Source organism: Neisseria sp. HMSC070H10 (assembly GCF_001837635.1).
GTDB lineage: Bacteria > Pseudomonadota > Gammaproteobacteria > Burkholderiales > Neisseriaceae > Neisseria > Neisseria subflava_A.
This window is the reverse complement of record NZ_KV833385.1, coordinates 27,318-52,203: the sequence shown is the minus strand read 5'-3', so window position 1 is coordinate 52,203 and position 24,886 is coordinate 27,318. Positions and strand designations below refer to the sequence as shown.

Sequence of the window (24,886 nt, the reverse complement as noted above, 5' to 3'; positions counted from 1 at the left end):
ACCTGAACACAGCGACAAATTAGGGTTCGCCCCGATAAATTCAAGAGAATAATGTAAAAATTTTCTATTTAAGGCCGTCTGAAAACAGACACGATAATTTCTCACCCTCTTTCCCTATTTTCCACGCCGGCCAAACTGGCAAATTTTTTCAGACGGCCTTTTACCAAAAGCAAACGCCAAACGTCCCAATCAGAGAAAGACACTGTTAAGTACAAACCTATGCACACCTTTACAAAATAATATCCTAGCTTTAAAATAATAAATAGAAATTATTATTAATAAATATTTTTTGTTGAAGAACTAAACTTATCCCCAAAAGGAAATTTCTATGACTTCACCCCTGTTCCGATTCAGCCTGCTTTCACTGGCACTCGCCGCCGGCTTTGCCCACGCGGAAGACGAAGCGAAAGAAAGCGTTACCCTTGATACTGTTACCGTGAAAGGTGACCGCCAAGGCAGCAAGATCAAAACCAATATCGTCACTCTTCGTCAAAAAGACGAAAGCACATCAACCGATTTGCGCGAATTGTTAAAAGAAGAACCTGCCATCGATTTCGGCGGCGGCAACGGCACGTCCCAATTCCTGACGCTGCGCGGCATGGGACAGAACTCAGTAGATATTAAGGTGGACAACGCCTATTCCGACAGCCAAATACTATATCACCAAGGCCGTTTCATCATCGACCCTGCGCTGGTCAAAATCGTCTCCGTACAGAAAGGCGCAGGCTCGGCATCTGCCGGTATCGGTGCGACCAACGGCGCGATTATTACCAAAACCGTCGATGCCGAAGACTTGCTCAAAGGTTTGGATAAAAACTGGGGCGTGCGCCTCAGCAGCGGTTATGCCAGCAATGACGGCGTAAACTACGGTGCCAGCGTGTTCGGAAAAGCCGGCAACTTCGACGGTTTGTTCTCTTACAGCCGCAACGATGAAAAAGATTACAAAGCAGGTAAAGGCTACACCAACCAATACGGTGCAAACAAAGTCTTAAAAAGCGGATTGGACAAACGCAGCTACCTCGCCAAAATTGGTGCAACCTTCGACGACCACCGCATTGTCTTAAGCCATATGCAGGATCAACACCGTGGCGAACGCTTCATCCGAGAAGAATTCGGTTGGCAGGCCTTTACCCGTCCGGACGGCAGGAAAGCTGACAATACACCCATTTACCGCGAAACTACCCAATCCAACACCAACTTAGAGTACACGGGTAAAAACCTGGGCTTTGTCGAAAAACTGAATGCCAACGCCTATGTATTGGAAAACGAGCGCTATTCTGCCGATGACAAAGGTAACGGCTACGCAGGCAATGTGGCAGGCCCGACCACAACCAAAATCACCACCAAAGGTGCAAATATCAACTTCGACAGCCGCCTTGCCGAAAAAACCCTGTTGAAATACGGTGTCAACTACCGCCATCAGGAAATCAAACCCCATGCCTTCCTGAATTCGCAATACACCAACACCGATGCCGCCCTGCAACGTCTGGTACGCGGATACAGCCTGACCAACCCGACCAAAACCGATTACGGCGTGTATGTCGAAGCCATCCAAGATATCGGCGATGTTACCCTGACCGGTGGTCTGCGTTACGACCATTTCGAGGTCAAAACCCATGACGGCAAATCGGTTTCAGACGGCAAAGTCAACCCGAGTCTGGGCGTAATTTACCAACCTGCCGAAAACTTGAGCTTCAGCGCAAGTCACAACTACGCCAGCCGCAGCCCGCGCCTGTACGACGCGCTGCTGACCCACGGCCGCCGAGGCATCGTTTCCATTGCAGACGGCACAGTAGCCGAACGCGCGCGCAATACCGAAATCGGCTTCAACTACAACGATGGTACATTTGCCGCAAACGGCAGCTACTTCTGGCAAAAAATCAGCGACGCCATCGCCAATCCGCAAGACCGCCACGGCGCGGCATTTAAAGAAACTGCCAATGCGGGCTACATCAAAAACCATGGCTATGAATTGGGCGCATCCTACCGCACAGGTGGCCTGCTGGCTAAAGTCGGCGTCAGCCACAGCAAACCGCGCATCTACGACACCCATCCTAAAAAACTGTTAAGCGAAAACCCCGAATTTGCCGTACAAACCGGCCGCACTTGGACGACCTCCCTCTCCTACCGCTTCCAAAATCCGAATTTGGAAATCGGCTGGCGTGGTCGTTACCTCCAAAAAGCCTCCGGTTCAGTATTGGTACGCGACAAGGGTGAAGTCAAACGTAAAGGCTACGGCGTGAACGATGTATTCGCCAACTGGAAACCCCTGGGCAAAGACACGCTCAATGTCAACTTTGCCGTCAACAACGTGTTTAACAAGTTCTACTATCCGCACAGCCAACGCGGTGAAACCTTACCCGGTATCGGCCGCGATGTCCGCTTGGGTGTGAACTACCGCTTCTAAGCAATCAGCTTGAAAAGGCCGTCTGAAAGCAGAAGTTTTCAGACGGCGTCTGGCTTTATAGTCCGATACAAGTTATCATTTCGATTTACTTTATTCCCGACCACGGAGAAACCCTATGTTACGTTTGACCGCTTTAGCCGTATGCTGCACCCTTGCTTTGGGTGCGTGTTCACCAAAAGATTCTGCTTCCAACCAAGCCCAAACTGCTTCCGCTTCTGCCGCCCAAACCGAAGGCGCAGGCCTGACCGTGAAAACGGCGCGCGGCGATGCGAAAGTGCCGCAAAATCCTGAACGCATCGCTGTTTACGATTTGGGCATGCTCGATACTTTAAACAAATTGGGTGTGAAAACCGGTTTGTCCATCGACAAAAACCTGCTGCCTTATTTGGACGAATATTTCAAAACGACCAAACCCGCCGGTACGCTGTTTGAGCCGGATTACGAAGCACTCAACGCTTACAAGCCGCAGCTCATCATCATCGGCAGCCGTGCAGCCAAAGCGTTTGACAAGTTGAACGAGATTGCGCCGACCATTGAGATGACCGCTGAAACCGCCAATCTGAAAGAAAGCTCAAAAGAGCGCATCGACGCACTGGGGCAAATCTTCGGCAAACAGGCCGAAGCGGACAAGCTGAAAGCGGAAATCGATGCTTCATTTGAAGCGGCGAAAACTGCTGCGCAAGGCAAAGGCAAGGGTTTGGTGGTATTGGTCAACGGCGGTAAGATGTCGGCTTTCGGCCCTTCCTCACGTTTGGGCGGTTGGTTGCATAAAGACATCGGCGTTCCCGCTGTTGATGAATCAATTAAAGAAGGCAGCCACGGCCAGCCTATCAGCTTTGAATACCTGAAAGAGAAAAACCCTGATTGGTTGTTCGTCCTTGACCGCGGCGCGGCCATCGGCGAAGAAGGCCAGGCGGCAAAAGATGTGCTGAACAATCCGCTGGTTGCCGAAACAACCGCTTGGAAAAAAGGACAGGTGGTTTACCTTGTTCCTGAAACCTATCTGGCGGCCGGTGGCGCACAAGAATTGCTGAACGCTTCCAAACAGGTTGCCGACGCATTCAACGCGGCGAAATAATTGTTTCGGCGGGCGGCAATGCCCACCCTTCCGTTTCACGGCATCCGGACGGCCTTTGCCCAAGCTGTATTTTGGTCATCAGGCCGTCTGAAATGGGCATTCTTGCCCGTTTGCTTCGTTATCTTTGAAAACGATACAACTATAAAATAATGCCTTTGTTTCTTTTACGACCTTATCGTTTATGTTTCACAAGCCCTTTTATTTGAACCTTATCAACGGCATCGCGCTTCTGATATTGTTTGCCGTCAGCCTGTCGGTCGGCGTGGCCGAATTCAAATGGTCCGCCCTGTTTTCGCTATCCGACAGTCAACAGGTTATGTTCATCAGCCGCCTGCCGCGCACGTTTGCGATTGTGCTGACGGGTGCGTCGATGGCGGTGGCCGGCATGATTATGCAGATTTTGATGCGCAACCGTTTTGTCGAACCGTCGATGGTGGGCGCAAGCCAAAGCGCGGCTTTGGGTTTGCTGTTGATGACCCTGCTGCTACCGGCTGCGCCGCTGCTGGCAAAAATGTCGGTTGCCGCCGTTGCCGCACTGATCGGGATGTTGGTCTTTATGCTGCTGATCCGCCGCCTGCCGCCGACCGCGCAACTGATGGTGCCTTTGGTCGGGATTATTTTCGGTGGTGTGATTGAAGCGGTGGCCACCTTTATCGCGTATGAAAACGAAATGCTGCAAATGCTCGGCGTGTGGCAACAGGGCGATTTTTCCGGCGTGTTGCTCGGGCGGTATGAATTGTTGTGGGCAACGGGGATTTTGGCTTTGTTTGCCTATTTGATTGCCGACCAGCTGACGATTTTGGGTTTGGGCGAAACGGTAAGCGTGAATTTGGGGCTGAACCGGACGGCGATTCTGTGGTCGGGGCTGATTATTGTGGCGCTGATTACGTCTTTGGTGGTCGTGACGGTCGGCAATATTCCGTTTATCGGCTTGGTCGTGCCGAACATCATCAGCCGCCTGATGGGCGACAAGCTGCGCCAAAGCCTGCCTGCAGTGGCCTTGCTGGGCGCGTCTTTGGTGTTGCTGTGCGATATTGTCGGACGCGTGATTGTGTTTCCGTTTGAAATTCCGGTCTCTACGGTTTTTGGCGTAATGGGGACGGCTTTGTTTTTGTGGCTTTTATTAAGGAAACCTGCTCATGCCGTCTGAAAAAAATATCGGTTTTATGGCAGGAAGCAGCCGTCCGTTGTGGGTCGCCTTTGCGCTGTTGCTGGTTTCCTGCGTCCTGTTTATGACGCTCAACGTCAAAGGCGATTGGGACTTTGTCTTGCACCTGCGCCTGACCAAGCTTGCCGCGCTGCTGATGGTCGCCTATGCGGTCGGCGTGTCCACGCAACTCTTCCAAACGCTGACCAACAACCCGATTCTGACCCCTTCGATTTTGGGTTTCGATTCGCTGTATGTGTTTTTGCAGACCTTGCTGGTGTTTACGCTCGGCGGCGTGGGCTATTCTTCCCTGCCGTTGACGGGCAAATTCGGCTTTGAGCTGGTCATCATGATGGGCGGCTCGCTGCTGTTGTTCTACACGCTCATCAAACAGGGCGGGCGCGATTTGTCGCGCATGATTTTAATCGGCGTGATTTTCGGGATTTTGTTCCGCAGCCTGTCGTCGCTGCTTTCGCGCATGATTGACCCCGAAGAATTTACCGCGGCGCAGGCGAATATGTTTGCCACCTTCAATACCGTCCACTCGGAATTGTTGGGTATCGGCGCAATCGTGTTGCTCATCAGCGCCGCCGTGATCTGGCGCGAACGCCATCGCCTCGACGTTTACCTGCTCGGCCGCAATCAGGCCATCAATTTGGGCATCAACTACTCGCGCAATACCTTATGGCTGCTGCTCTGGATTGCCGCGCTGGTTGCAACCGCGACCGCCGTTGTCGGCCCGGTAAGCTTTTTCGGCCTGCTGGTTGCCGCGCTGGCCAACCATTTTTCCCCGTCGGTCAAACATTCCGTCCGCCTGCCGATGACTTTTTGTGTCGGCGGCATCCTGTTGGTCGGCGGGCAAACCATTTTCGAACACTTCCTCGGCATGCAGGCCGTATTGAGCGTAGTCGTCGAATTTGCAGGCGGATTGGTATTTTTATATTTGGTGTTGAAAAAGAAATAAATTAAACGTGCCCAAACGCTCGCAAAAATAAATTCAGGCCGTCTGAAACCTTCAGACGGCCTAAGCAAACCTATAAAGGACAACCCTCATGACACAAGAACGCCTCCCTTCATTCTTCGATGACGCCCCGACCATCACCGTCCAAGACGCATTGGCCAACTTCCTCGGTGCAGCCGAACACGGCATCCTCACTTACCACTACGCCGATGCCGTACGCCTGTGCGGCCACTCCTGCCCGACTGTCGCCGGTGCCTACCTGATGGTCATCAAAGGCCTGAAAGCCCTTTACGGCGAAGAGCTGCCGCAACGCGGCGACATCGAAGCCTTCATGCAGGGCGAGCGTGACGAAGGCACAACCGGCGTGACCGCTTCCGTCGTCCAACTCCTTACCGGCGCGGCACCCGAAACCGGCTTTGGCGGCGTAGGCCCTGCCGGACGCTTTGCCCGCCGCCATTTATTGTCCTTTGGTGCAGGCGAAATCAACGGCACACTCGCGCTCCGCCGCCGCGATACCGGAAAAACCGTTGCCGTCAGCCTCAACGCCGCGCTCCAACCCTTTGCGCCGCAAATGCGCGACATCATGCCCAAAGCCGTTAGCGGCAGCGCAAGTGCCGACGAACTCAAACAATTCGGCGAGCTTTGGCAAGAACGCGTCCGCGCCTTCCTGATTGACCAAGCCGACAATCCCGAATTTGTTACCGTCAGCGAAATCTAACCACACCATACAGGAATAAAATTCAGACGGCCTCACGCCAAAAGGCCGTCTGAAACCCCAAGTTTTCCATACTCGAATCCGCCTATGATTACCATCCGCAACGTCAGCCACACCATCGGCAGCAACCTCATCCTCAACGACGTCAGCCTCGACATCCCCGAAGGCGGCATTACCGCGCTAATCGGCCCGAACGGCGCAGGCAAGTCCACCCTCCTCTCCTTTATGGCACGCCTACAGCCCTTGGTACACGGCGACATCAGCTACGCAGGCAAAGACATCAAAACCACGCCCACCGCCGAACTCGCCCGCACGCTCTCCATCCTCACCCAAGAAAACAGCATCATGAGCCGCATTACCGTGCGCGACCTGCTCATGTTCGGCCGCTATCCCTACCACCAAGGCAGGCCTTCTGAAACGGATAAAACCATCGTCGAAGAAGCGCTTGCCGAGTTCCACCTGCAAGGCTTTGCTGACCGCTACCTGACCGAGCTTTCCGGCGGTCAACGCCAACGCGCCATGATTGCCATGGTGTTCTGCCAGCGCACCGACTACGTTTTGCTGGACGAGCCGCTGAACAACCTCGACATGTATCATGCCCGCTCCCTCATGCAAATCCTGCGCCGGCTGACCGACGAACACAAGCGCACCACCGTCGTCGTCCTGCACGACATCAACCAGGCCGCCGCCTACGCCGACCACGTTGTCGCCATGAAAAACGGCCAAGTCGCCATGCAAGGCGCGCCCAACGATATTTTTACCGCCGAAAACATCAAAACCCTATTCGATATGGACGTCAACGTCCTCGATTACGAAGGCAAAAAACTGGTTATCCACCACGTTTGAATCCAATAAAAAAGGCCGTCTGAAACCCGATTGCTCAGGTTTCAGACGGCCCTTGTCTATTCAAAGCGTTTATTTTTTATCGTACAAACCGCGCACCACGCGACCGATCGCGGCAATGCCTTTTTCCAGCGTTTCCGCGTCCTGCGCAATGCTCATGCGGATGCACTCGTGCGTGTGCAGATAATCCCGCGTGTCGATGCCGACGAAGAAATGTTCGCCCGGAATAATCAGCGTGCCCTCGGCCTTGAGCATTTCGTACAGGGTGTGCGACGAAACCGGCAGGTTTTCAAACCAAAGCCACAAGAAAATCGCACCTTCAGGCTTGTGGATTTTCAACGGATACGCACCCAATTCGCGTTTGAGCAGGGAAACCGCCGTTTGTGCCTGCTGACGGTAAAACGGCTGAATCACTTGGTCGGCCAACTGTTTCAGACGGCCGTCGTTTAACAGCGGCGCCGCAATCGCCGCGCCGAAACGAGTTGGCGACAGGTTCACAATCGCATTCAAACTGCTGACGGCTTTGACCACTTCCGGCGCGGCTACAATAATGCCGGTACGCACACCGGGCAGGCCGATTTTAGAAAGGCTGAAGCAGAGGATGATGTTTTCGTGCCAGTTGAGCGTCACATCGCTGTAAATAATATTCGGGAACGGCATTCCGTAAGCGTTGTCGATAATCAGCGGAATCCCGTGTTCCTGCGCCAAAGCATCCAAACGTGCCATCTCGCCGTCGGTCAACACATTGCCGGTCGGGTTGGTCGGGCGCGAACAGCAAATCGCACCGATTTTGCCCTCTTTCAATTCAGGCAGGCTCTCCAGCGCGCCAAAGTCCACGCGGTATTTGAAAAAGCCCGCTTCGCCTTCGTGTTCGACATTTTCGATTTTCGGCTTCACCGAAATAAAATGCTGCCCTTCGACATGCACGTCGGCATAACCGATATATTCAGGCGCAAGCGGCAACAAAATGGCTTTCTCAGCCGTTTGGCCGTCTGAAAGATTGAATTTGCCGCCAAATAGGTTAAACAAATAGAAAAACGCGTTTTGCGAACCATTGGTCAGCGCGATATTGTCCGCCGTCAGATTCCAGCCGTATTCGCGGTTGAGAAACTTAGTCAAAGCCGCAATCAGCGCCGCATCGCCCTGCGGATTGGAATAATTGCCGATATTCTCAACAGCATGTTCCGCCGCCAGCTTGGAAAACACATCAGCGAACACCGCATTGACTTCAGCAATCTTCGCCGGATTACCGCCGCCAAGCATATTGACGGGCTTGTCGCTTTTGAGCGCGTCGCCCAAATCGTCCATCAACTGCAAAATACCGCTGTGTTGTGTGAATTTTTCGCCGAATGCTGAAAACTGCATGGAAACTCCGTTGCTGGGTGTGTAAAAAATAAACCGCTATTATAAGAACAAAGGCCGTCTGAAAACCAGTTATCCTGATTTTTCAGACGGCCTATTTGACGGAGTAGTGGCTTGATACAACCTTATTGGTCTACAGGTATTATTTCTTCCTGCCAAAAATCAGTGATATCACCGACAAGATCAAGAAACCGGCAAATAAAATTTTGGCTATGCCTGCCGCACTACCTGCAATGCCACCGAAACCTAATACAGCTGCAATAATAGCGATTATAAAGAAAACGATCGAATAATGAAGCATGATTTTTTCCTTTCGGTTTAATATAAAAACGGTCGAGGGAGAGACGACCGTTTATGGTGAAATTCAACGGTCTTAGTTGTTCAACCAATCATCAATTTCTTTTTCAGCTTCATCTTTAGTGCGACCGTAACGCTCTTGGATTTTACCAGCCAACTGATCGCGCTTGCCTTCGATGATGTCCAAATCGTCGTTTGTCAACTCGCCCCATTTTTCTTTGGCTTTACCTTTAAGCTGCTCCCATTTTCCTTTGATAATATCTTCGTTCATGGTTATACCATCCTATCTTATTGATTAATATTTAACTCACGGATAAAACCGCTTGCATTTAACCTTACTTGATAATTTATTAATTTTCAAGCAAAGACAATGCTGGTTTTCTAATCAATCAACCAATATCTTATTAATCTATTAATTAATCAATAAGTTACACAAAACTGTTAAATTTTGAAAATATTAAGATATTATTGATTACCGCCTTTTAAGTGTATTCTTTAAATCAATCGACCTCACTATAAAAAACAGGCCGTCTGAAAATCTTTCAGACGGTCTGTACTATTCAATCTTTCCTTTAACGGCCAAAATTCTCGCGGCGTTCGCGCCAGTCTTGGCGGATGGAGCCGCTTTTACCGACCGGTGTGTCTTGTTCGACTTCCCAAATAAAATTCGTTCCGCCGCCAATCGGATGCGAGCCGCGTAAACCGATGTGGCTGCCTTGGTCGGCAACGGCGGTTCGGCTGTATGTTTGGCCGCCGAAACGGGTTTGCGAGGTTTCGATGCCGCTTTTGATGCTGCCGTAAAGCTGTACGTCGGCATGTGCGGCAAGTGCGGCGGTGGAAAGTGCGGCAGTGAGGAGAAGTTTTAAGTTCATGGTTTATCCTTTTTTGGAGAGGAATTGTGTGACGATTGTATCGGCCTTGTGCGTAAACAAGTTACAATTCTTGCAAAATCTGACAGGAGTTTTGATGATGCGCTCTTTACACGCCGCCGCTGTGCAAATGGTGTCGTCCACCGACCCAGAAACCAATATTGCCACCATGAAGCGCCTTGTCTGCGAGGCTGCCGAACAAGGGGCGGATTGGGTGTTGCTGCCCGAATATTGGCCGCTGATGGGCAAAAACGATACGGACAAGCTGGCATTTGCCGAGCCTTTGGACGATGGACGAGTTGGCGAAACCTGCCACACCCGTTTTCAGATGGCCTTAAGCGAAACGGCAAGGGAATGCGGCGTGGTGTTGCTTGGCGGTACGGTTCCGCTTCAAAGCCCAGACGCTGGCAAGGTGATGAACACAATGCTGGTGTATGACCGCGACGGCAACCGAGTCGGGCTTTACCACAAAATGCATCTTTTCGGCTTTTCCGGTTTGGGCGAACGCTACGCCGAAGCCGATACGATACTGGCAGGAAGCGATGTGCCGAAGTTAAGCGTGGACGATGTTCCGCTTGCAGTCGGCGTCTGCTACGATTTGCGCTTTCCTGAGTTTTTCCGCGCGCAGCAGCCGTTTGATGTTTTGCTGTTGCCGGCCGCGTTTACCTACACGACCGGCAAGGCGCATTGGGAATTGCTGCTGCGCGCCCGTGCGGTGGAAAACCAATGCTACGTCATTGCGTCGGCACAAGGCGGACTGCATGAAAGCGGCCGCCGCACATTCGGCCACAGTATGATTATTGACCCTTGGGGCGATGTATTGGCGACGTTGCCGGAAGGCGAAGGCGTGATTTGTGCCGATTTGGATACTGCGCGCCTGCAAAGCGTGCGCACGCGCCTGCCTGCCCTGAAACACCGATTACTTTAAACACGCACTATGTCCCAGTTCCAACCCACACGCATTCTTGGCATCGACCCTGGCAGCCGCGTGACCGGCTTCGGCGTGATTGATGTCCACGGCCGCGAGCATTATTATGTTGCTTCCGGCTGTATCAAAACGCCGACCGGCGCGTCGCTTTCCGAACGCATCGCCGTGATTGTCCACCATATCGACGAAATCATCCGCCACTATCAGCCTCATCAGGCAGCCATCGAGCAAGTATTCGTCAACGTCAATCCGGCCGCAACGTTAATGCTCGGTCAGGCGCGCGGTGCAGCGATTGCCGCTTTGGTCATGCACGATTTGCCCGTGTTTGAATACACCGCTCTTCAGGTCAAGCAGGCTGTGGTCGGCAAGGGCAAGGCCTCCAAAGAGCAAGTGCAGCATATGGTGGTCCAAATGCTTGCACTTTCAGGCACGCCGCAAGCTGATGCCGCCGACGGACTCGCCGTCGCCCTCACCCACGCCCTGCGCAATCACGGATTGGCTTCGCAACTCAACCCCGACGGACTGCAGGTCAAACGCGGCCGCTTCCAATGGTAAGCCGACATTCAGGCCGTCTGAAATAGTGTTCCAGCCCGTTTTCAGACGGCCTTTCGGTTATAATAGCCCTTTGCCCACATACAGCGAGCCTTCATGAAAGCCGCCTTCCTTTTTCTCTACCTCATCCGCCTGCTGCCTTTTTGCGTGTTGCACAAGATTGCCGACGCGATCGGTATTCTCGCCTATTACGCAGTCAAACCGCGCCGCAAAGTCGGCGAGGTCAACCTTAAAAAATGCTTTCCCGAGCTGAACGACAGCCAGCGCACTGCCCTGCTCAAACGCCACTTCCAACACATGGCAAAGCTGATGCTCGAATACGGCCTCTACTGGTACGCACCTGCGGACAAGCTGCGCTCGTTGGTACGCTATCAAGACAAACACCATCTTGACGAAGCCCTCGCCACCGGCGAAAAAGTCATCATCCTCTATCCGCACTTTACCGCATTTGAAATGGCGGTTTACACGCTCAATCAGGATGTGCCGCTGACCAGTATGTATTCGCACCAAAAAAACAAAACCCTGGACGAGCAAATCCTGAAAGGCCGCCACCGCTACAACAATGTTTTCCTGATCGGCCGCACAGAAGGCCTGCGCGCCATCATCAAACACCTGCGCAAAAGCGATGCTCCCTTTCTTTATCTGCCCGACCAAGACTTCGGCCGCAACGATTCCATTTTCGTTAATTTCTTCGGCATTCAGACGGCCACGGTTACCGGCCTCAGCCGTATCGCCGGCATGACCAAAGCCAAAATCATTCCCGCCATCCCCACGCGTGAAGCCGACAATACCGTAACCCTGCGCTTCTATCCGGCTTGGGACAATTTCCCGACCGAAAATGTCGAAGCCGACACCCAGCGCATGAACGACTTCATCGAAGAGCGGGTACGCGAGCATCCCGAACAATATTTCTGGCTGCACAAACGCTTCAAAACCCGTCCCGAAGGCGAAAGCAGCTTTTACTGACTACATAAAATTACAATTTAAGCATGAAGAAGCGGCAAAACCTTTCTTTTGCCGCTTTTTCATTTTAATTGTATCAAACCCAAGCTCAGCTTCAATTTCAAACAATCAAATCAAATTCCACTTTAAATGCTTTAAAAACAACTTTTTTCAAGGCAATTGAAACTTTCAAACAACCTTATATTTTTCTCAAATAAAAAATGCCCCAGCCAATACCCTTTTCATTTATATGTTAAATTTAATTTCATTTAAAAACAAAATGTTATAGAATAACTTTTAAAATAAAACAAATTTTAATCATTCGAAATATGAAATTAAATTAAATTTAAAGCAAGAAACACAAAATAAACATCTAATTTTAAATTAATTATGAAATTTAATTGCAAAAATATGACAATAACCTCAATTTATCCTAAACCAAACTTCCAGAAAAAAATACTTGGCAAACTGTAAAATTTCGCGTAAATTTCACTACATCAAATTACAAGACATTCAGACGGCATCGGCTGGTTTTAAATGTTTTTGTAAGCAGTTTTCTGATATTGCGAGCAATTGCAGTATTTTTAGAGGATTTCGGTGCAATGCCCGAAATGAAAGTTTACCGGTGCAGAGTTGAGCTGCATCTGTAAAGCCGCAGGTGAAAGCCTGTATTGTTTGTGAAGCGTAAATCTCTGATTTGAGGTATTGGGGCAATCCTGTGGGGGATTGCCTCTTTTTTTATCTGCGCCGTCATGCCACAATGGCATCATTCCTTATCCAACCCGATCACGCCATGACCCCGATACTCGCCTTCGACATCGAAACCATTCCCGACGTAAACGGCATCCGCCTGCTTTACGATTTGCCTGCCGATTTGCCCGACAACGAAGTCGTCCTGTTTGCCCAACAGCAACGCCGCGCCAAGACCGGCAGCGACTTTATGCAACACCATCTGCACCAAGTCGTCGCCATCTCCTGCTGTATGCGCTGGGGTCAGGACAAAATCCGCGTCAGCACCATCGGCGATCCCGAAGACAGCGAAGAAGTCATGATTGCCAAATTCTTCGAGGTTATCGAAAACTATACGCCGCAACTCGTCAGCTGGAACGGCGGCGGTTTCGACCTGCCCGTCCTCCACTACCGCGCCCTGATACACGGCATCAGCGCCGCCCGATATTGGGACATGGGCGACGGCGATTTTGGCGACAGCCGCGACTTTAAGTGGAACAACTACATCAGCCGCTACCACACCCGCCATTGCGACCTGATGGATTTGCTCGCCCTCTACCAACCGCGCGCCAGCGTGCCTTTGGACGATATGGCCAAACTCTGCGGCTTTCCCGGCAAACTGGGCATGGACGGCAGCAAAGTTTGGGACGCTTATCATGCAGGCCGTCTGAAAGACATCCGCGACTATTGCGAAACCGATGCCGCCAATACCTACCTGATGTATATGCGCTTTCGCATGATGAGCGGCGCGCTCGATGCCGACGAATACGAAGTCGAAATCAAACGCATCAAACACTATCTGGCCGTACAAGCCGAAGAAAAACAACACTGGGCGGAGTTCGTCGCTGCTTGGCGTTAAACCAGGCCGTCTGAACAGCTAAACCGGAAAACCAAAAGGGCGTGATCGACACGCCCTCTTTTAATTCCGATAAGCCATGCCCGCTAAGCAGGCAAACGCCCCAGCGTAACCCTGTCCAATCCTGCCAAATCCTGTTCGGTTGCCACTTCGGCAAAACCGTTCTCCAGCATAATGTTCCGCACTGCTTCGCCTTGATCATAGCCGTGTTCAAACAGCAGCCAACCGTTGGCTTTCAGGTATTTGGGGGCTTCTTGGGTAATATGGCGGATATGGCTGAGGCCGTCTGAAAAGTCGGTCAGCGCGTTTTGCGGTTCGAACCTCAAATCGCCTTGTGATAAATGTTCATCGCCGTCCTCGATATACGGCGGATTGGAAACAATCACATCGTATCGGCCTTCAGACGGCCTGTCGGTATCAAACCACGAACCCTGCGCAAACTCGACTTTTGCGCCCAATTCGGCCGCATTTTGACGGGCAGTATCCAAAGCACCGACGCTGATGTCGGATGCGCGAACATCGGCATCAACGCGTTCAAGCGCGACGGTCACGGCAATGGCGCCGCTGCCCGTTCCCAAATCCCACACGCGGCCTTGCGGCGGCAAGCGTTTGAGCACGGCTTCCACCAAATGCTCGGTTTCAGGACGGGGAATCAGCACATGGGGATTGACGGCAAAGCGTCGTCCGTAGAACTCGCGTTCGCCCAACAGATAGGCCATCGGCTCGCCTTTCAGACGGCGTTGAGCCAAAGCCTCCAAGGTTTGCAGGGCAGATTCCGCCAAATCGTCCGTACCGCGTGTAACCAGCTGCGCGCGCGTGTAACCCAGCACATATTGCAACAACATCCGCGCTTCATTTTTGGGCAGTGCCGATTGGCGCAGCCATTCATCAAGCGTCATTTTTCGTCCCATCTGCCATCATTGTGGCTTTTCTTTCCTTATTCTTTCCGGCAAACGTGCCAATGGTGGCAACCGCAAATGCGGCATACCACAAATAAAATCCTGCACCGTAGCGCACGATATCCGATGTATTCCCTGCTTCATCGACGTGTACGGCTTTCACACTGAAAGCCACCAGCGCCAAGCCCCAAAGTGCCGCATGGACAGGCATGACTTTCTTCCGCAACGCCAGCAACACAATGGCCGCCAACCAAACATAATTCGCATAGGCCGCACAATACCTGATATCCAAAGAAGCAAATATCGACCCCAAAATCAAAACGGTCACACCCTTCATGCTTTCATGATTGCCCAAATAAAATGCAACATTGGACAAAGACGCTATCCACAGGGCAACCGACACCAGCAACATCACTATGGGAAAACTTGATTTCCGATTCTCTTCCTGCATGGTTTTACCCTAATGTAAAAGGCCGTCTGAAAACCTTTCAGACGGCCTGCCGTTTAAATTTCGCTACCGCCGACGGTCAGTCCGGCATCAATCCTCAGGGTCGGTTGTCCGACGCCGACAGGAACGCTTTGCCCTTCTTTGCCGCAGACGCCGATGCCGCTATCGAGCGCGGAGTCGTTGCCTATCATGGAAACGTGTTTCAGCACTTCAGGGCCGTTGCCGATGATGGTTGCACCTTTGACAGGGTATTGCAGCTTGCCGCCTTCCACCCACCACGCTTCGGATGCGCTGAACACAAACTTGCCGCTGGTAATGTCCACTTGTCCGCCGCCGAAGTTGACCGCGTAAATGCCCTTGTCGATGGACGCAATGATTTCTTCCGGCTCATAGCCGCCGTTTTCCATAAAGGTATTGGTCATGCGCGGCATAGGCGCAGAAGCGTAACTTTCGCGGCGGCCGTTGCCGGTCGATTGCGTGCCCATCAGGCGGGCATTGGTTTCATCCTGCATATAGCCGACCAAAATCCCGTCTTCAATCAATACCGTGCGGCGGGTTTCGTTGCCTTCATCATCGATATTGAGCGAACCGCGTCTGTCGGCAATATCGCCTTGATCCACAACGGTCACGCCTTTGGCGGCCACGCGCTCGCCGATACGGCCGGAGAAAACGCTGGTTTCTTTACGGTTGAAATCGCCTTCCAAACCGTGTCCGACCGCCTCGTGCAACAACACGCCCGGCCAGCCGTTGCCCAAAACGACGGTCATCTCGCCGGCAGGCGCAGGACGGGATTCGAGATTGGTCAGCACTTGTTTGACGGCGGAATCGACAAACCGATGCACCAAGTTTTCATCGAAATACGCCAAATCATAACGTCCGCCGCCGCCCGCGCTGCCCTGCTCGCGACGCTCGCCCTGCTTGGCGATGACGGTAACGTTCATGCGCACCATCGGGCGGATATCCGCAGCGTGTTTACCGTCCAGACGGGCGATGTACACCATGTCGTATTCGCAGGTCAAACCGGCCATCACTTGCACGATACGCGGATCGGCAGCTTTGGCCAGCGTTTCGACTTTGTTCAACAGCGCGACTTTGGCAGCGGAATCGAGACTGGCAATAGGGTCAATCGCCATATGGACAGGCTTGCCGTAGGCAGGTGTCGGCACTTTGACGCTGGCCTCGCCACCGGCCGCACCAATCACGCGCACAGCTTTGGCAGAGCGGTTGATCGAATCGATACACAGGCTGTCGGCGTAGGCAAAAGCAGTTTTATCGCCCGAAACGGCACGCACGCCCACGCCCTGATCGATTTGGAAACTGCCCGATTTGACGATGCCTTCTTCCAAATGCCAGCTTTCATAGGCAGTACGCTGACAATAGATGTCGGCATAATCGACATGGTTGGCGCCGATAATGCTCAGGCTTTGGGCGAGCAAATCGGGGGAAAGATGGTTGGCTTCGAGCAAATCTCGCTGTACGGCGGCATAGGTTTGTTGCATAATTTTTCAGACGGCCCGACGAGCAGGCAAAGTTAATTTGGCCTTGATTATACGGTATTTTATATGGCTTTGGATATGTTGATTGCTTGGGTTTATGAGCGATTGAAACAAATCAAAAGGCCGTCTGAAATATAGGAATATAGGGTTGAAACGTTTGCTTTGCCCTATTTCAACTGGCCTGTTTGTTTGACGTTCAGACAGCCTTTTCAATCATGGCAAAACCAACACCAAAACTTAATTCCCATACAAAACAATCTACTGCAAAAAAATTCCTTATTTTTTTAGTTTTGCTATTGATAATAGTTATTATTAGCGTATAATCAAACCCACTCGGAAGACGTCCTAATCCGAGCCATTAAACGACAGATTTTATCCCCCTCTTCCCCATTATCTCTTGATACTCGGAGTGCGCATATACGAAACATACCTGTTCCCCTTTATATCAGATACTCAAAACCGAAAAACATGAAACCCACTGCCGATACAGTGGGTTTCGTGTTTTACGGCGTTCGGTTTATCAGGCTTGGCCGACTGCTGATCAGGCCGTCTGAAACCGAACGGCCTGATTATCGACAGGTTTTCATGTTCAATTTGCCATAACGGCCGACAATGTTTCTGATGTCTTGGGCATCGCGCTCGTCAACCGCCATAAAGACCACGGTCATGCGCGCTACGCTCAAACCGGTATCGGGCGCGCTTCTGTCTTCCTGCTCGACAATGCGCGCGCCGCCGAAACCTGCGCTGGACAAGCGTGAAATCAAAACTTGGGCGGAAGAGCGGCTGCGTGTTACGTCAATGCTGATTTCGCCGTTGTGAATGCTGCCGCTAAAGCCGCGGCTGCCTAAGGCGTCAAGCTGGGCAGAAGTGTCGCCGTCGGCAGGCAAGACCACGCGGAAGGTTTTGGAAGAAGTTTCGCCACCGGATGCGCCGTTGCGTTTTTCGATACTGCGGCTGGCCGCATGGGGCCATTTGCCCAACAGGCCTTTGATGCGGTGGTAATCGTCTTCGTCCATTACCACGGTGGCGCTGCTGGTACACAAGCGTTCCACGCCGGCCGCGTCCATCTCTTCTTCGGCGGCGCGGCGTTCTTGCGCTTCTTTCTCGCGGCGCATTTTTTCTTTTTTCTCTTTCAACTGCTGCGCTTCTTGTTTTTTACGCAAGGCTTCCGCTTCTTCGGATTCGGGTTCGGCCATGATCAGGCCGTCTGATTCATCCGCCACCCAATCGGGCTGCGATGCCTGCTGCGGCTCGGCTTTGGGCGCGTCCAAAGAAGATGGGCGCAATAATTCGTGCGTGCCGCCTTCCAAGGCAGATTCGGGTTTGGCAGTTTTATGCTGTGTCCGATAGGCAACCATGCTGCCAAAAACAATGATGTTGAGTGCGACCAAGACCGCAAACAGCCATTTCATGATGCGTTTTCCTTTTTATTGTCCGTTGCGATGGGCAATCCAATGCAAGAGCCCGTGAATCACGAGATTATCGACGATTTTCACTTGATTGTCATGAACAAATGCCTCGGGCAAGGCTTGCACGACTCTGGCCGCACCGCCGCCCGTGATAATAATATCGACCGGTTTGCCCCCGCACGTTTTGTCTTTCAGACGGCCATGCATCATCATCAACGCGCCGCAAACGGCATCCATCATGCCGCTGGCAATGGCGTTCGGCGTTGTGGTTGGGAAAGGATATACTTTGCCGATGGGGCGGTTGAGGTTGGCGGTTTTGAGTGCCATCGCCTCTTTCATCAAGTGGAAGCCGGGCATGATGGTGCCGCCGAGATAATGATTGTCTTCCGTCAGCGCGTCGGTGGTTACGGCGGTGCCGCAGCTGACGACGACGCAGGCGTTTTGCGTGAAGCGGCGGCTGCCCAGCGCATTAAACCAGCGGTCGGAACCATGTTCTTCAGGGCGGCGGTAATGGTTGCGGATGCCCAAAGCCTGCGGCATGGAAGACAGCCATTCGACCGGACGGGTTAATTGTTCTTCCACCATCGCTTTTTTGACCGAACCGCACACGGCGCAACCGACAATCTTCACATCATCATCGGAAAATTGCAGCCATTCTTCGCCCAGCTGTGTCAAATCACGATACGGCGCGCGGCCGACTTCGGAAAATGTGCCGTTCTCCACCCACGCCCATTTCAACTGGCTGTTGCCGCCGTCCAGCAGCAAAAAGCGTTCCGGCTTGGCGGCGGCTGGTTGTGCCGGACGATTATCCGGACGCAAACTGATTTCGCCGCTAACAATGGTTTTCTCGCCCTTGTTCGTCTGCAAACGCAACGCGCCTTGCGCATCCACGCCTTTGACCACGCCTTCATGTACAACGCGTCCTTCCTGAAGCAGCAACACCGGCCTGTCCGTATCACGGTTGGCGGCATTGTATTCGCCGACACATGACGCAAATCCGTCTTGCGCGTATTCGTTCAACAGCGCATCGAGTTGCGCCAATACCGCATTCAATAAGGTTTTGACGCTTACGCCCTGCTTAGAGGCCGTCTGAAACAAAGCCTGCACGGAAGTGGCGTTTTCAACTTCTTTCGGCAATACAAAATTGATGCCGATGCCGATGATGGCGACAGTCTTATTCTCTACCCTCGCCGTTTCAATCAAAATACCGGCCAATTTATCGTTGGCCACGACTAAATCGTTCGGCCACTTGATATTTACGTCCAAACCAATATCGGCAAGCGCACGGCGGCAAGCCAATGCCACCACCAACGCCAGCGAACCCAGCTCATATTGCGGCTTGTCAAACGTCCAGCCCAAGCTGAACATCAGACATTCGCCCTGTCGGTTGACCCAACTCCGCCCTTGCCGTCCGCGGCCTTTGGTTTGGAAATGCGCTACACACAAGGCCTTATGCGCCAAATCTGCCGACTGGCGCGCCAATGCCATGATTTCATCGTTGCTGGACGAACATTCGTGTTTCAACTGCGCACGAAAACCCTGTTTTCCGGCCATTTGTTGCAAAGATTCTTCTGAAAACACAGCCAAAGGGCGCACCAAGCGCCATTGCCCGTCATGCTGGCGTAGCAAACCGCGGATATGGCCCGGCATCTGCTGCCAGAATCCGTTTAATTGTTGCGGCTTCATCCCGACCACTCGCGCCAACTGAGAAACGTGTTGCGGCAGGCCGTCTGAAAGCGCGGCGAGCAATGCCCAATGGCGGCTGTTCAAATCCGTCATTCGCCTCCTCCGGCTTCGCGGATTTTCGCCAAAGTTTTGGTGGTCGAAGTCTGGTGTAAAAACGGAATCGAAAATACTTTGCCGCCACGCGCAAACGTCTCGGCCGCACCGACAATCTTATCCACAGGCCAATCGCCGCCTTTAATCAATACATCGGGTTTGACCATTTCAATCAACGCGGCCGGCGTGTCGTCATCAAACCAAGTAACCAAATCCACGCTCGCCAATGCCGCTGCCACTGCCGCGCGGTTTTCCAAAGGATTAATCGGGCGGTCGTCACCTTTGCCCTGACGGCGCACCGAAGCATCGGTATTCAACGCCAATACCAAAGCCGCACCGGCCGATCGCGCCTGCGCCAGATAGGTTACATGGCCCCTATGGAGAATATCGAAACAGCCGTTGGTAAACACCAGCGGACGGGGCAATGCCGCCAAACGCTCCGCCAGCTTTTCGGGCGGACAGATTTTGGATTCAAATTCTGGAGCTGGCCATTCGGACATGATGCGGTTCCTTTGGGAATGAAACAGAAAATAATCGGGGTATTATAAAGGATAACGGCAAAACGCCATAAAAAGATACCGAACGGTACAATATTCGGGCTTGACTGCGTATTCATTGACATTTGATAACACGGCAAATGCCATTTTTGCCGATGCCATGATGAAACGGTTTGATAAATACTTTTTTGAAACCCAATTAAATCTGAAGTAAAATTCGGGTATAAACGGAAAAAAGCCTGCATACAATATGCAGGCTTTCATCTGGGGTGGCTGATGGGGCTCGAACCCACGACAACTGGAATCACAATCCAGGGCTTCTACCAACTGAGCTACAGCCACCGTAAAAACTGGCACGCCCGACAGGAATCGAACCTGTAACCCCCGACTTAGAAGGTCGGTGCTCTATCCGGTTGAGCTACGGGCGCTCATGCCGATTCGTGCTAAGAATTTTGTGGTCGGGGCGGTGGGATTCGAACTCACGACCCTCTGCTCCCAAAGCAGATGCGCTAACCGGGCTGCGCTACGCCCCGACTGAAGACCTGAACTATACAGACCCTTTTCAGTCCGGTCAACACTTACTTTGCTTTATTTTTTCATTTTTTGGTTATCTTATTATTTTTAATCGTTATTTATTTTTATGCTTCACAATCAGGGCTACTCTTTTGTGTCAGGCCGTCTGAAAAATGCGATAATTTGAACGCAATATTTGTCCCTATTTAGAAGGAAAATCATGACTGCTCAACTTATAGACGGAAAAAAAATCTCCCAGCAACGCATCGAGGCGGTCGCGCAGGCGGTAAAGGCGCGTCAGGAAAAAGGTTTGCACACACCTTGTTTGGCGGTGGTATTGGTCGGCGACGACCCTGCCAGCGCGGTTTATGTACGCAATAAAAAACTGGCCTGCCAAAAAAGCGGCATCGAATCGCGCTCTTACGAGCTGCCGTCTGAAACCACGCAGGACGATTTGTTGAAACTGGTGGACGAATTGAACGGCGACCCTGCCGTTGACGGTATTTTGGTGCAACTGCCGCTGCCGGCACACATCGACAGCCAAGCGGTTTTGGAGCGTATCGAGCCGCATAAGGATGTGGACGGCTTCCACCCTTACAACGTCGGCCGCCTGGTCGTCAAAATGCCGCTGATGCGCCCTTGCACACCAAAAGGCGTGATGACTTTGTTGGAAGCCTACGGCATCGACCCGAAAGGCAAAAAAGCGGTCGTCGTCGGCGCATCCAATATTGTCGGCCGTCCGCAGGCGTTGGAATTGCTGCTGTCCCGCGCGACGGTAACCATTTGCCACAGCGCTACGCAAAACCTTGCCGATGAAGTTGCCGCCGCAGATATTTTGGTGGTCGGCGTAGGCATTCCGAATTTCGTTAAAGGCGAATGGGTCAAACCCGGCGCCGTCGTTATCGATGTGGGCATCAACCGCTTAGACGACGGCAGCCTGTGCGGCGATGTGGAGTTTGATGTCGCCAAAGAACGCGCATCCATGATTACGCCCGTTCCCGGCGGTGTCGGCCCGATGACGATTGCCACTTTGTTGGAAAACACGCTACATGCGGCCTCATTGCACGATTAATCGCTGTCATTAAGTTAGGCCGTCTGAACATGGTTTTTCAGACGGCCTGACCTACTTTTTTGCTTTTTACCTTATTGGCTCCACATGTCCTTACTCTCTTCCCACACCGACAACCCGACTTTCCGCAATGCTTCCTATATCCTGATGGGTTTGGCTTTGCTGATTGTCTTGCACTACCATTTTCTGCCGCTGCTGCTGTCGGTTATCCTGACCTATATCTTTATTACGCGCACCAATGGCGTGATCCTCAAACTCCGCCGCCGTGTTTTGCCGCGCAACACGCGGCTGCATAAATCGCTCAACGCGCACAATATCAACCTAATTTCCACCATGCTGACGCTGGCCATCGTGTTCAGCATCATTGCAATGATGTCTTTGGGCATTTACCACCTGATACACGGCGGCCATGTCGGTTTTATGCTGGCCAAGCTGGCGGCGATTTTGGAAGACACCAAAAACAGCCAAGACCTGCCTGCGGCCATTCTCAATATGCTGCCCAACAATATGGCCGAAATCAAAGCCTCGGCAATCAAGCTGATTGAAGAATACCGTGCCGCTCTGACCCGTATCAGTAAAAACAGCATCACGTCCTTCGTATACATCCTCATCGGCATCATCATCGGCGCCATGCTCAGCTTCCACCGCCTGGAAATGCGCAAAAACCGCCATAAAATGCCGCTGTTTAAAGCCGAATTGATGCGGCGCATCGTCAATTTTGAAACCAGCTTTGAACGCGTATTCCTCGCACAAGTCAAAATCTCGCTGATCGACACCTTCCTGACCGGCCTGTACCTCTACTTGGTTTTGCCGCTGTTCGGCGTTGACCTGCCGTTTAAAATGACCGTCCTGATCGTCGCCTTTATCGTCGGCCTGATTCCGGTGGCGGGCAACCTGATTTCCAACACCATCATCATTATTTTGAGCCTCGGCGCATCGCTGTACGTCGCCCTCGCCTCGCTGGTTTTCCTTGTTGTCATCCATAAGCTCGAATATTTCCTCAACGCCAAAATCATCGGCTCGGAAATCGAATCCAGCGCATGGGAATTGCTGGTAGCGATGGTCGTCTTTGAACGCATTTTCGGCATCGGCGGCATCATCGTCGCGCCGGTTTATTACGCCTACCTGAAAAACGAATTGAAACTGCGAAAATTGATTTAATCAGTTGCATTTATACACATCAAAGGCCATCTGAAAACGACAATCGGGTTTTCAGACGGCCTTTGCTTTACCTTTTCTTACACTTTACGGCATAATGGCAGCCACACATTTCTAGAAGAAAGATAAACAATGTCAACCAAAACCCCTTCCCTATTCGGCGGCGCGATGATTATCGCCGGTACGGTTATCGGCGCAGGCATGCTTGCCAACCCGACCGCCACATCCGGCGTATGGTTTGCCGGCTCGCTGGTCGTGTTGCTGTACACCTGGTTTTCCATGCTCTCCAGCGGCCTGATGATTTTGGAAGTCAACACCCATTATCCGCACGGCGCCAGCTTCGACACCATGGTCAAAGACCTGCTCGGCCCGGCTTGGAACATCATCAACGGCGTTGCCGTCGCTTTCGTTTTATACCTGCTCACCTACGCCTACATCTTCGTCGGCGGTGATTTGACCGCCAAAGGCATCGGCAGCGCGGTAGGCGGCGAAATTTCGCTCTCCATCGGCCAACTCGTCTTCTTCGGCATTCTCGCCTTTTGCGTTTGGGCATCCGCTCGCTTGGTTGACCGCTTCACCAGCATCCTCATCGGCGGCATGGTATTGACCTTTATTTGGGCAACCAGCGGCCTGATTGCCGATGCCAAAATGCCTGTTTTGTTTGACACCCAAGCCCCTGCCGGTACCAGTTACTGGATGTATGCCGCCACCGCCCTGCCCGTCTGCCTTGCGTCATTCGGCTTCCACGGCAACGTCTCCAGCCTGCTCAAATACTTCAAAGGCGACGCGCCCAAAGTGGCCAAATCCCTGTGGGCAGGTACGCTGATTGCCTTGGTAATTTACGTCCTCTGGCAAATCGCCATCCAAGGCAACCTGCCGCGCAGCGAGTTCGCACCGGTTATCGCCGCAGAAGGACAAGTTTCCGTCCTGATCGAAACGCTGTCCAAGTTCGCCCAAACCGGCAATATGGACAAAGTGTTGACCCTGTTCTCCTACATGGCGATTGCAACCTCCTTCCTCGGAGTAACGCTCGGCCTGTTCGACTACATTGCCGACATCTTCAAATGGAACGACAGCATCTCCGGCCGCACCAAAACCGCCGCACTGACCTTCCTGCCGCCTTTGATTTCCTGCCTGCTCTTCCCTACCGGCTTCGTTACCGCCATCGGCTACGTCGGCCTAGCCGCAACCATCTGGACAGGCATCATCCCCGCCATGCTGCTCTACCGCTCGCGCCATAAATTCGGCGCCGGCAAAAACTACAAAGTTTACGGCGGATTCTGGCTGATGGTTTGGGTCTTCCTCTTCGGCATCATCAACATTGCCGCCCAAATATTGAGCCAAATGGAACTTGTTCCCGTATTTAAAGGTTAAATTCCCTTAAGGCCGTCTGAAACACCCTCTTTCAGACGGCCTAATTCATTATTTTCCGCTACAATACCCCCTTTCCCCCCAACGAACACCGTCCATGTACGACAATATCCGCTTCCATCTCGACGAAGACTATCCCGACCAGCTCCCACCCGAAAACGCCGCCACCCATATCGGCATGTACTGGCAGTGGGCGGCGCAGACAGGCCTCGTCAACCCCGTCTGGCAAACCGCCCCCGAAACCGCAGCCGACTTCGCTGCCATGACCTCGGGCAAAATCAGCGGACGGCACTTCCTGCTCAAACACATGGACGGCGCATTGACGGCGGACGACTTTACCGAACTCGGCCAACGGTTTACCGAGTTCTACTACACCGACGAAGAAGACGGCTACGGCGCATTTATGGAAGACTACGTCCTCGCCCTCGACACGCCCTCGCTCGGCGGCTTTTACCACGTCAAAAACACCCCGGAAACCTTCGCCAAACTGACACCCGTTTTTCAGACGGCCTTTGAAAAATGGAAAAGCAGTTTGAAAGCAGAAAAATAAGAGCCCACACC

24 protein-coding genes and 3 tRNA genes are annotated in these 24,886 nt (G+C 52.4%); 14 read left to right on the top strand and 13 right to left on the bottom strand.

Annotation, left to right across the window (positions count from 1 at the left end; all coding sequences use genetic code 11):
* The first annotated feature begins 328 nt into the window (after window positions 1-328).
* The 6 genes from HMPREF2606_RS08955 to HMPREF2606_RS08930 all read left to right on the top strand — a co-directional run bounded on the left by HMPREF2606_RS08955 (window position 329) and on the right by HMPREF2606_RS08930 (window position 7,154).
* On the top strand, window positions 329-2,407 hold the full coding sequence (locus tag HMPREF2606_RS08955) for a TonB-dependent siderophore receptor (protein WP_070843551.1): 2,079 nt from the start codon (window positions 329-331) through the stop codon (window positions 2,405-2,407).
* Between the two features lie 115 nt (window positions 2,408-2,522).
* Window positions 2,523-3,485: a siderophore ABC transporter substrate-binding protein gene (locus HMPREF2606_RS08950; protein ID WP_070843550.1), complete on the top strand. Its 963-nt coding sequence runs from the start codon at window positions 2,523-2,525 to the stop codon at window positions 3,483-3,485.
* Window positions 3,486-3,666: 181 nt separating this feature from the next.
* The gene (locus tag HMPREF2606_RS08945) at window positions 3,667-4,635 is read left to right on the top strand and encodes an ABC transporter permease (RefSeq protein WP_070843549.1); all 969 of its coding nucleotides are present in this window, start codon (window positions 3,667-3,669) and stop codon (window positions 4,633-4,635) included.
* Entirely contained in the window at window positions 4,625-5,596 is a 972-nt protein-coding gene (locus HMPREF2606_RS08940; RefSeq protein WP_070843548.1) for an iron chelate uptake ABC transporter family permease subunit, read from the top strand. Before HMPREF2606_RS08945 ends, HMPREF2606_RS08940 begins: the two co-directional genes overlap by 11 nt.
* An 88-nt stretch (window positions 5,597-5,684) precedes the next feature.
* Window positions 5,685-6,311 carry an FmdE family protein gene (locus HMPREF2606_RS08935; protein ID WP_070843547.1) on the top strand — a complete coding sequence of 209 codons (627 nt, stop codon included), beginning with the start codon at window positions 5,685-5,687 and terminating at the stop codon, window positions 6,309-6,311.
* An 84-nt stretch (window positions 6,312-6,395) separates the two neighbouring features.
* A complete protein-coding gene (locus HMPREF2606_RS08930) occupies window positions 6,396-7,154 on the top strand; it encodes an iron ABC transporter ATP-binding protein (RefSeq protein WP_070843546.1) in 759 nt (252 codons plus the stop codon).
* Between the two features lie 69 nt (window positions 7,155-7,223).
* On the opposite strand, the gene HMPREF2606_RS08925 is transcribed toward HMPREF2606_RS08930, so the two are convergent.
* From HMPREF2606_RS08925 to HMPREF2606_RS08910, 4 genes are all read right to left on the bottom strand, one after another.
* Window positions 7,224-8,516 (bottom strand): valine--pyruvate transaminase, encoded by a 1,293-nt coding sequence (locus tag HMPREF2606_RS08925; protein WP_070843545.1) that lies wholly within the window; start codon window positions 8,514-8,516, stop codon window positions 7,224-7,226.
* Between the two features lie 139 nt (window positions 8,517-8,655).
* On the bottom strand, window positions 8,656-8,814 hold the full coding sequence (locus HMPREF2606_RS08920) for a DUF1328 domain-containing protein (RefSeq protein WP_039862543.1): 159 nt from the start codon (window positions 8,812-8,814) through the stop codon (window positions 8,656-8,658).
* A 72-nt stretch (window positions 8,815-8,886) separates the two neighbouring features.
* Entirely contained in the window at window positions 8,887-9,081 is a 195-nt protein-coding gene (locus tag HMPREF2606_RS08915) for a CsbD family protein (RefSeq protein WP_070584611.1), read from the bottom strand.
* A 301-nt stretch (window positions 9,082-9,382) separates the two neighbouring features.
* Entirely contained in the window at window positions 9,383-9,682 is a 300-nt protein-coding gene (locus HMPREF2606_RS08910; protein ID WP_063068318.1) for a porin, read from the bottom strand.
* Between the two features lie 94 nt (window positions 9,683-9,776).
* Here HMPREF2606_RS08910 and HMPREF2606_RS08905 point away from each other — a divergent pair, with 94 nt between their 5' ends.
* From HMPREF2606_RS08905 to HMPREF2606_RS08890, 4 genes are all read left to right on the top strand, one after another.
* The gene (locus HMPREF2606_RS08905) at window positions 9,777-10,607 is read left to right on the top strand and encodes a carbon-nitrogen hydrolase family protein (protein ID WP_070843544.1); all 831 of its coding nucleotides are present in this window, start codon (window positions 9,777-9,779) and stop codon (window positions 10,605-10,607) included.
* Between the two features lie 9 nt (window positions 10,608-10,616).
* Window positions 10,617-11,162 (top strand): crossover junction endodeoxyribonuclease RuvC, encoded by a 546-nt coding sequence (gene ruvC / locus HMPREF2606_RS08900; protein WP_070713805.1) that lies wholly within the window; start codon window positions 10,617-10,619, stop codon window positions 11,160-11,162.
* Window positions 11,163-11,240: 78 nt separating this feature from the next.
* On the top strand, window positions 11,241-12,125 hold the full coding sequence (locus HMPREF2606_RS08895) for a lipid A biosynthesis lauroyl acyltransferase (protein ID WP_283122361.1): 885 nt from the start codon (window positions 11,241-11,243) through the stop codon (window positions 12,123-12,125).
* A 769-nt stretch (window positions 12,126-12,894) separates the two neighbouring features.
* Window positions 12,895-13,689 carry a 3'-5' exonuclease gene (locus HMPREF2606_RS08890; RefSeq protein WP_070713811.1) on the top strand — a complete coding sequence of 265 codons (795 nt, stop codon included), beginning with the start codon at window positions 12,895-12,897 and terminating at the stop codon, window positions 13,687-13,689.
* Window positions 13,690-13,772: 83 nt separating this feature from the next.
* Here the strand turns inward: HMPREF2606_RS08890 and prmC are convergent, their stop codons facing one another.
* From prmC to HMPREF2606_RS08845, 9 genes are all read right to left on the bottom strand, one after another.
* On the bottom strand, window positions 13,773-14,585 hold the full coding sequence (gene prmC / locus HMPREF2606_RS08885) for a peptide chain release factor N(5)-glutamine methyltransferase (protein WP_070843543.1): 813 nt from the start codon (window positions 14,583-14,585) through the stop codon (window positions 13,773-13,775).
* Window positions 14,575-15,036, bottom strand: coding sequence for a hypothetical protein (locus tag HMPREF2606_RS08880; protein ID WP_070843542.1), 462 nt, complete (start codon window positions 15,034-15,036; stop codon window positions 14,575-14,577). The genes prmC and HMPREF2606_RS08880 overlap by 11 nt, the downstream gene beginning before the upstream one ends.
* Before the next feature lie 53 nt (window positions 15,037-15,089).
* A complete protein-coding gene (gene tldD / locus HMPREF2606_RS08875) occupies window positions 15,090-16,532 on the bottom strand; it encodes a metalloprotease TldD (RefSeq protein ID WP_070713819.1) in 1,443 nt (480 codons plus the stop codon).
* A gap of 566 nt (window positions 16,533-17,098) precedes the next feature.
* The gene (locus HMPREF2606_RS08870; protein ID WP_004520957.1) at window positions 17,099-17,941 is read right to left on the bottom strand and encodes a hypothetical protein; all 843 of its coding nucleotides are present in this window, start codon (window positions 17,939-17,941) and stop codon (window positions 17,099-17,101) included.
* A gap of 15 nt (window positions 17,942-17,956) precedes the next feature.
* Window positions 17,957-19,717, bottom strand: coding sequence for a bifunctional biotin--[acetyl-CoA-carboxylase] ligase/type III pantothenate kinase (locus tag HMPREF2606_RS08865; protein ID WP_070713822.1), 1,761 nt, complete (start codon window positions 19,715-19,717; stop codon window positions 17,957-17,959).
* The gene (locus HMPREF2606_RS08860; protein WP_188212340.1) at window positions 19,714-20,220 is read right to left on the bottom strand and encodes an adenylyltransferase/cytidyltransferase family protein; all 507 of its coding nucleotides are present in this window, start codon (window positions 20,218-20,220) and stop codon (window positions 19,714-19,716) included. Before HMPREF2606_RS08860 ends, HMPREF2606_RS08865 begins: the two co-directional genes overlap by 4 nt.
* A 259-nt stretch (window positions 20,221-20,479) precedes the next feature.
* Window positions 20,480-20,556, bottom strand: a tRNA-His gene (locus tag HMPREF2606_RS08855).
* 9 nt (window positions 20,557-20,565) lie between these two features.
* Window positions 20,566-20,642: transfer RNA gene (locus tag HMPREF2606_RS08850), tRNA-Arg, on the bottom strand.
* A 27-nt stretch (window positions 20,643-20,669) separates the two neighbouring features.
* Window positions 20,670-20,747: transfer RNA gene (locus HMPREF2606_RS08845), tRNA-Pro, on the bottom strand.
* A 200-nt stretch (window positions 20,748-20,947) separates the two neighbouring features.
* Here HMPREF2606_RS08845 and folD point away from each other — a divergent pair.
* From folD to HMPREF2606_RS08825, 4 genes are all read left to right on the top strand, one after another.
* Window positions 20,948-21,799 (top strand): bifunctional methylenetetrahydrofolate dehydrogenase/methenyltetrahydrofolate cyclohydrolase FolD, encoded by an 852-nt coding sequence (gene folD, locus HMPREF2606_RS08840; protein WP_070843541.1) that lies wholly within the window; start codon window positions 20,948-20,950, stop codon window positions 21,797-21,799.
* Between the two features lie 84 nt (window positions 21,800-21,883).
* Window positions 21,884-22,957 (top strand): AI-2E family transporter, encoded by a 1,074-nt coding sequence (locus tag HMPREF2606_RS08835; RefSeq protein WP_070843540.1) that lies wholly within the window; start codon window positions 21,884-21,886, stop codon window positions 22,955-22,957.
* 129 nt (window positions 22,958-23,086) lie between these two features.
* Window positions 23,087-24,328: an aromatic amino acid transporter gene (locus HMPREF2606_RS08830; protein ID WP_070843539.1), complete on the top strand. Its 1,242-nt coding sequence runs from the start codon at window positions 23,087-23,089 to the stop codon at window positions 24,326-24,328.
* Between the two features lie 94 nt (window positions 24,329-24,422).
* Window positions 24,423-24,875, top strand: coding sequence for a DUF7832 domain-containing protein (locus HMPREF2606_RS08825; protein WP_070584590.1), 453 nt, complete (start codon window positions 24,423-24,425; stop codon window positions 24,873-24,875).
* The last annotated feature ends 11 nt before the right edge of the window (window positions 24,876-24,886 follow it).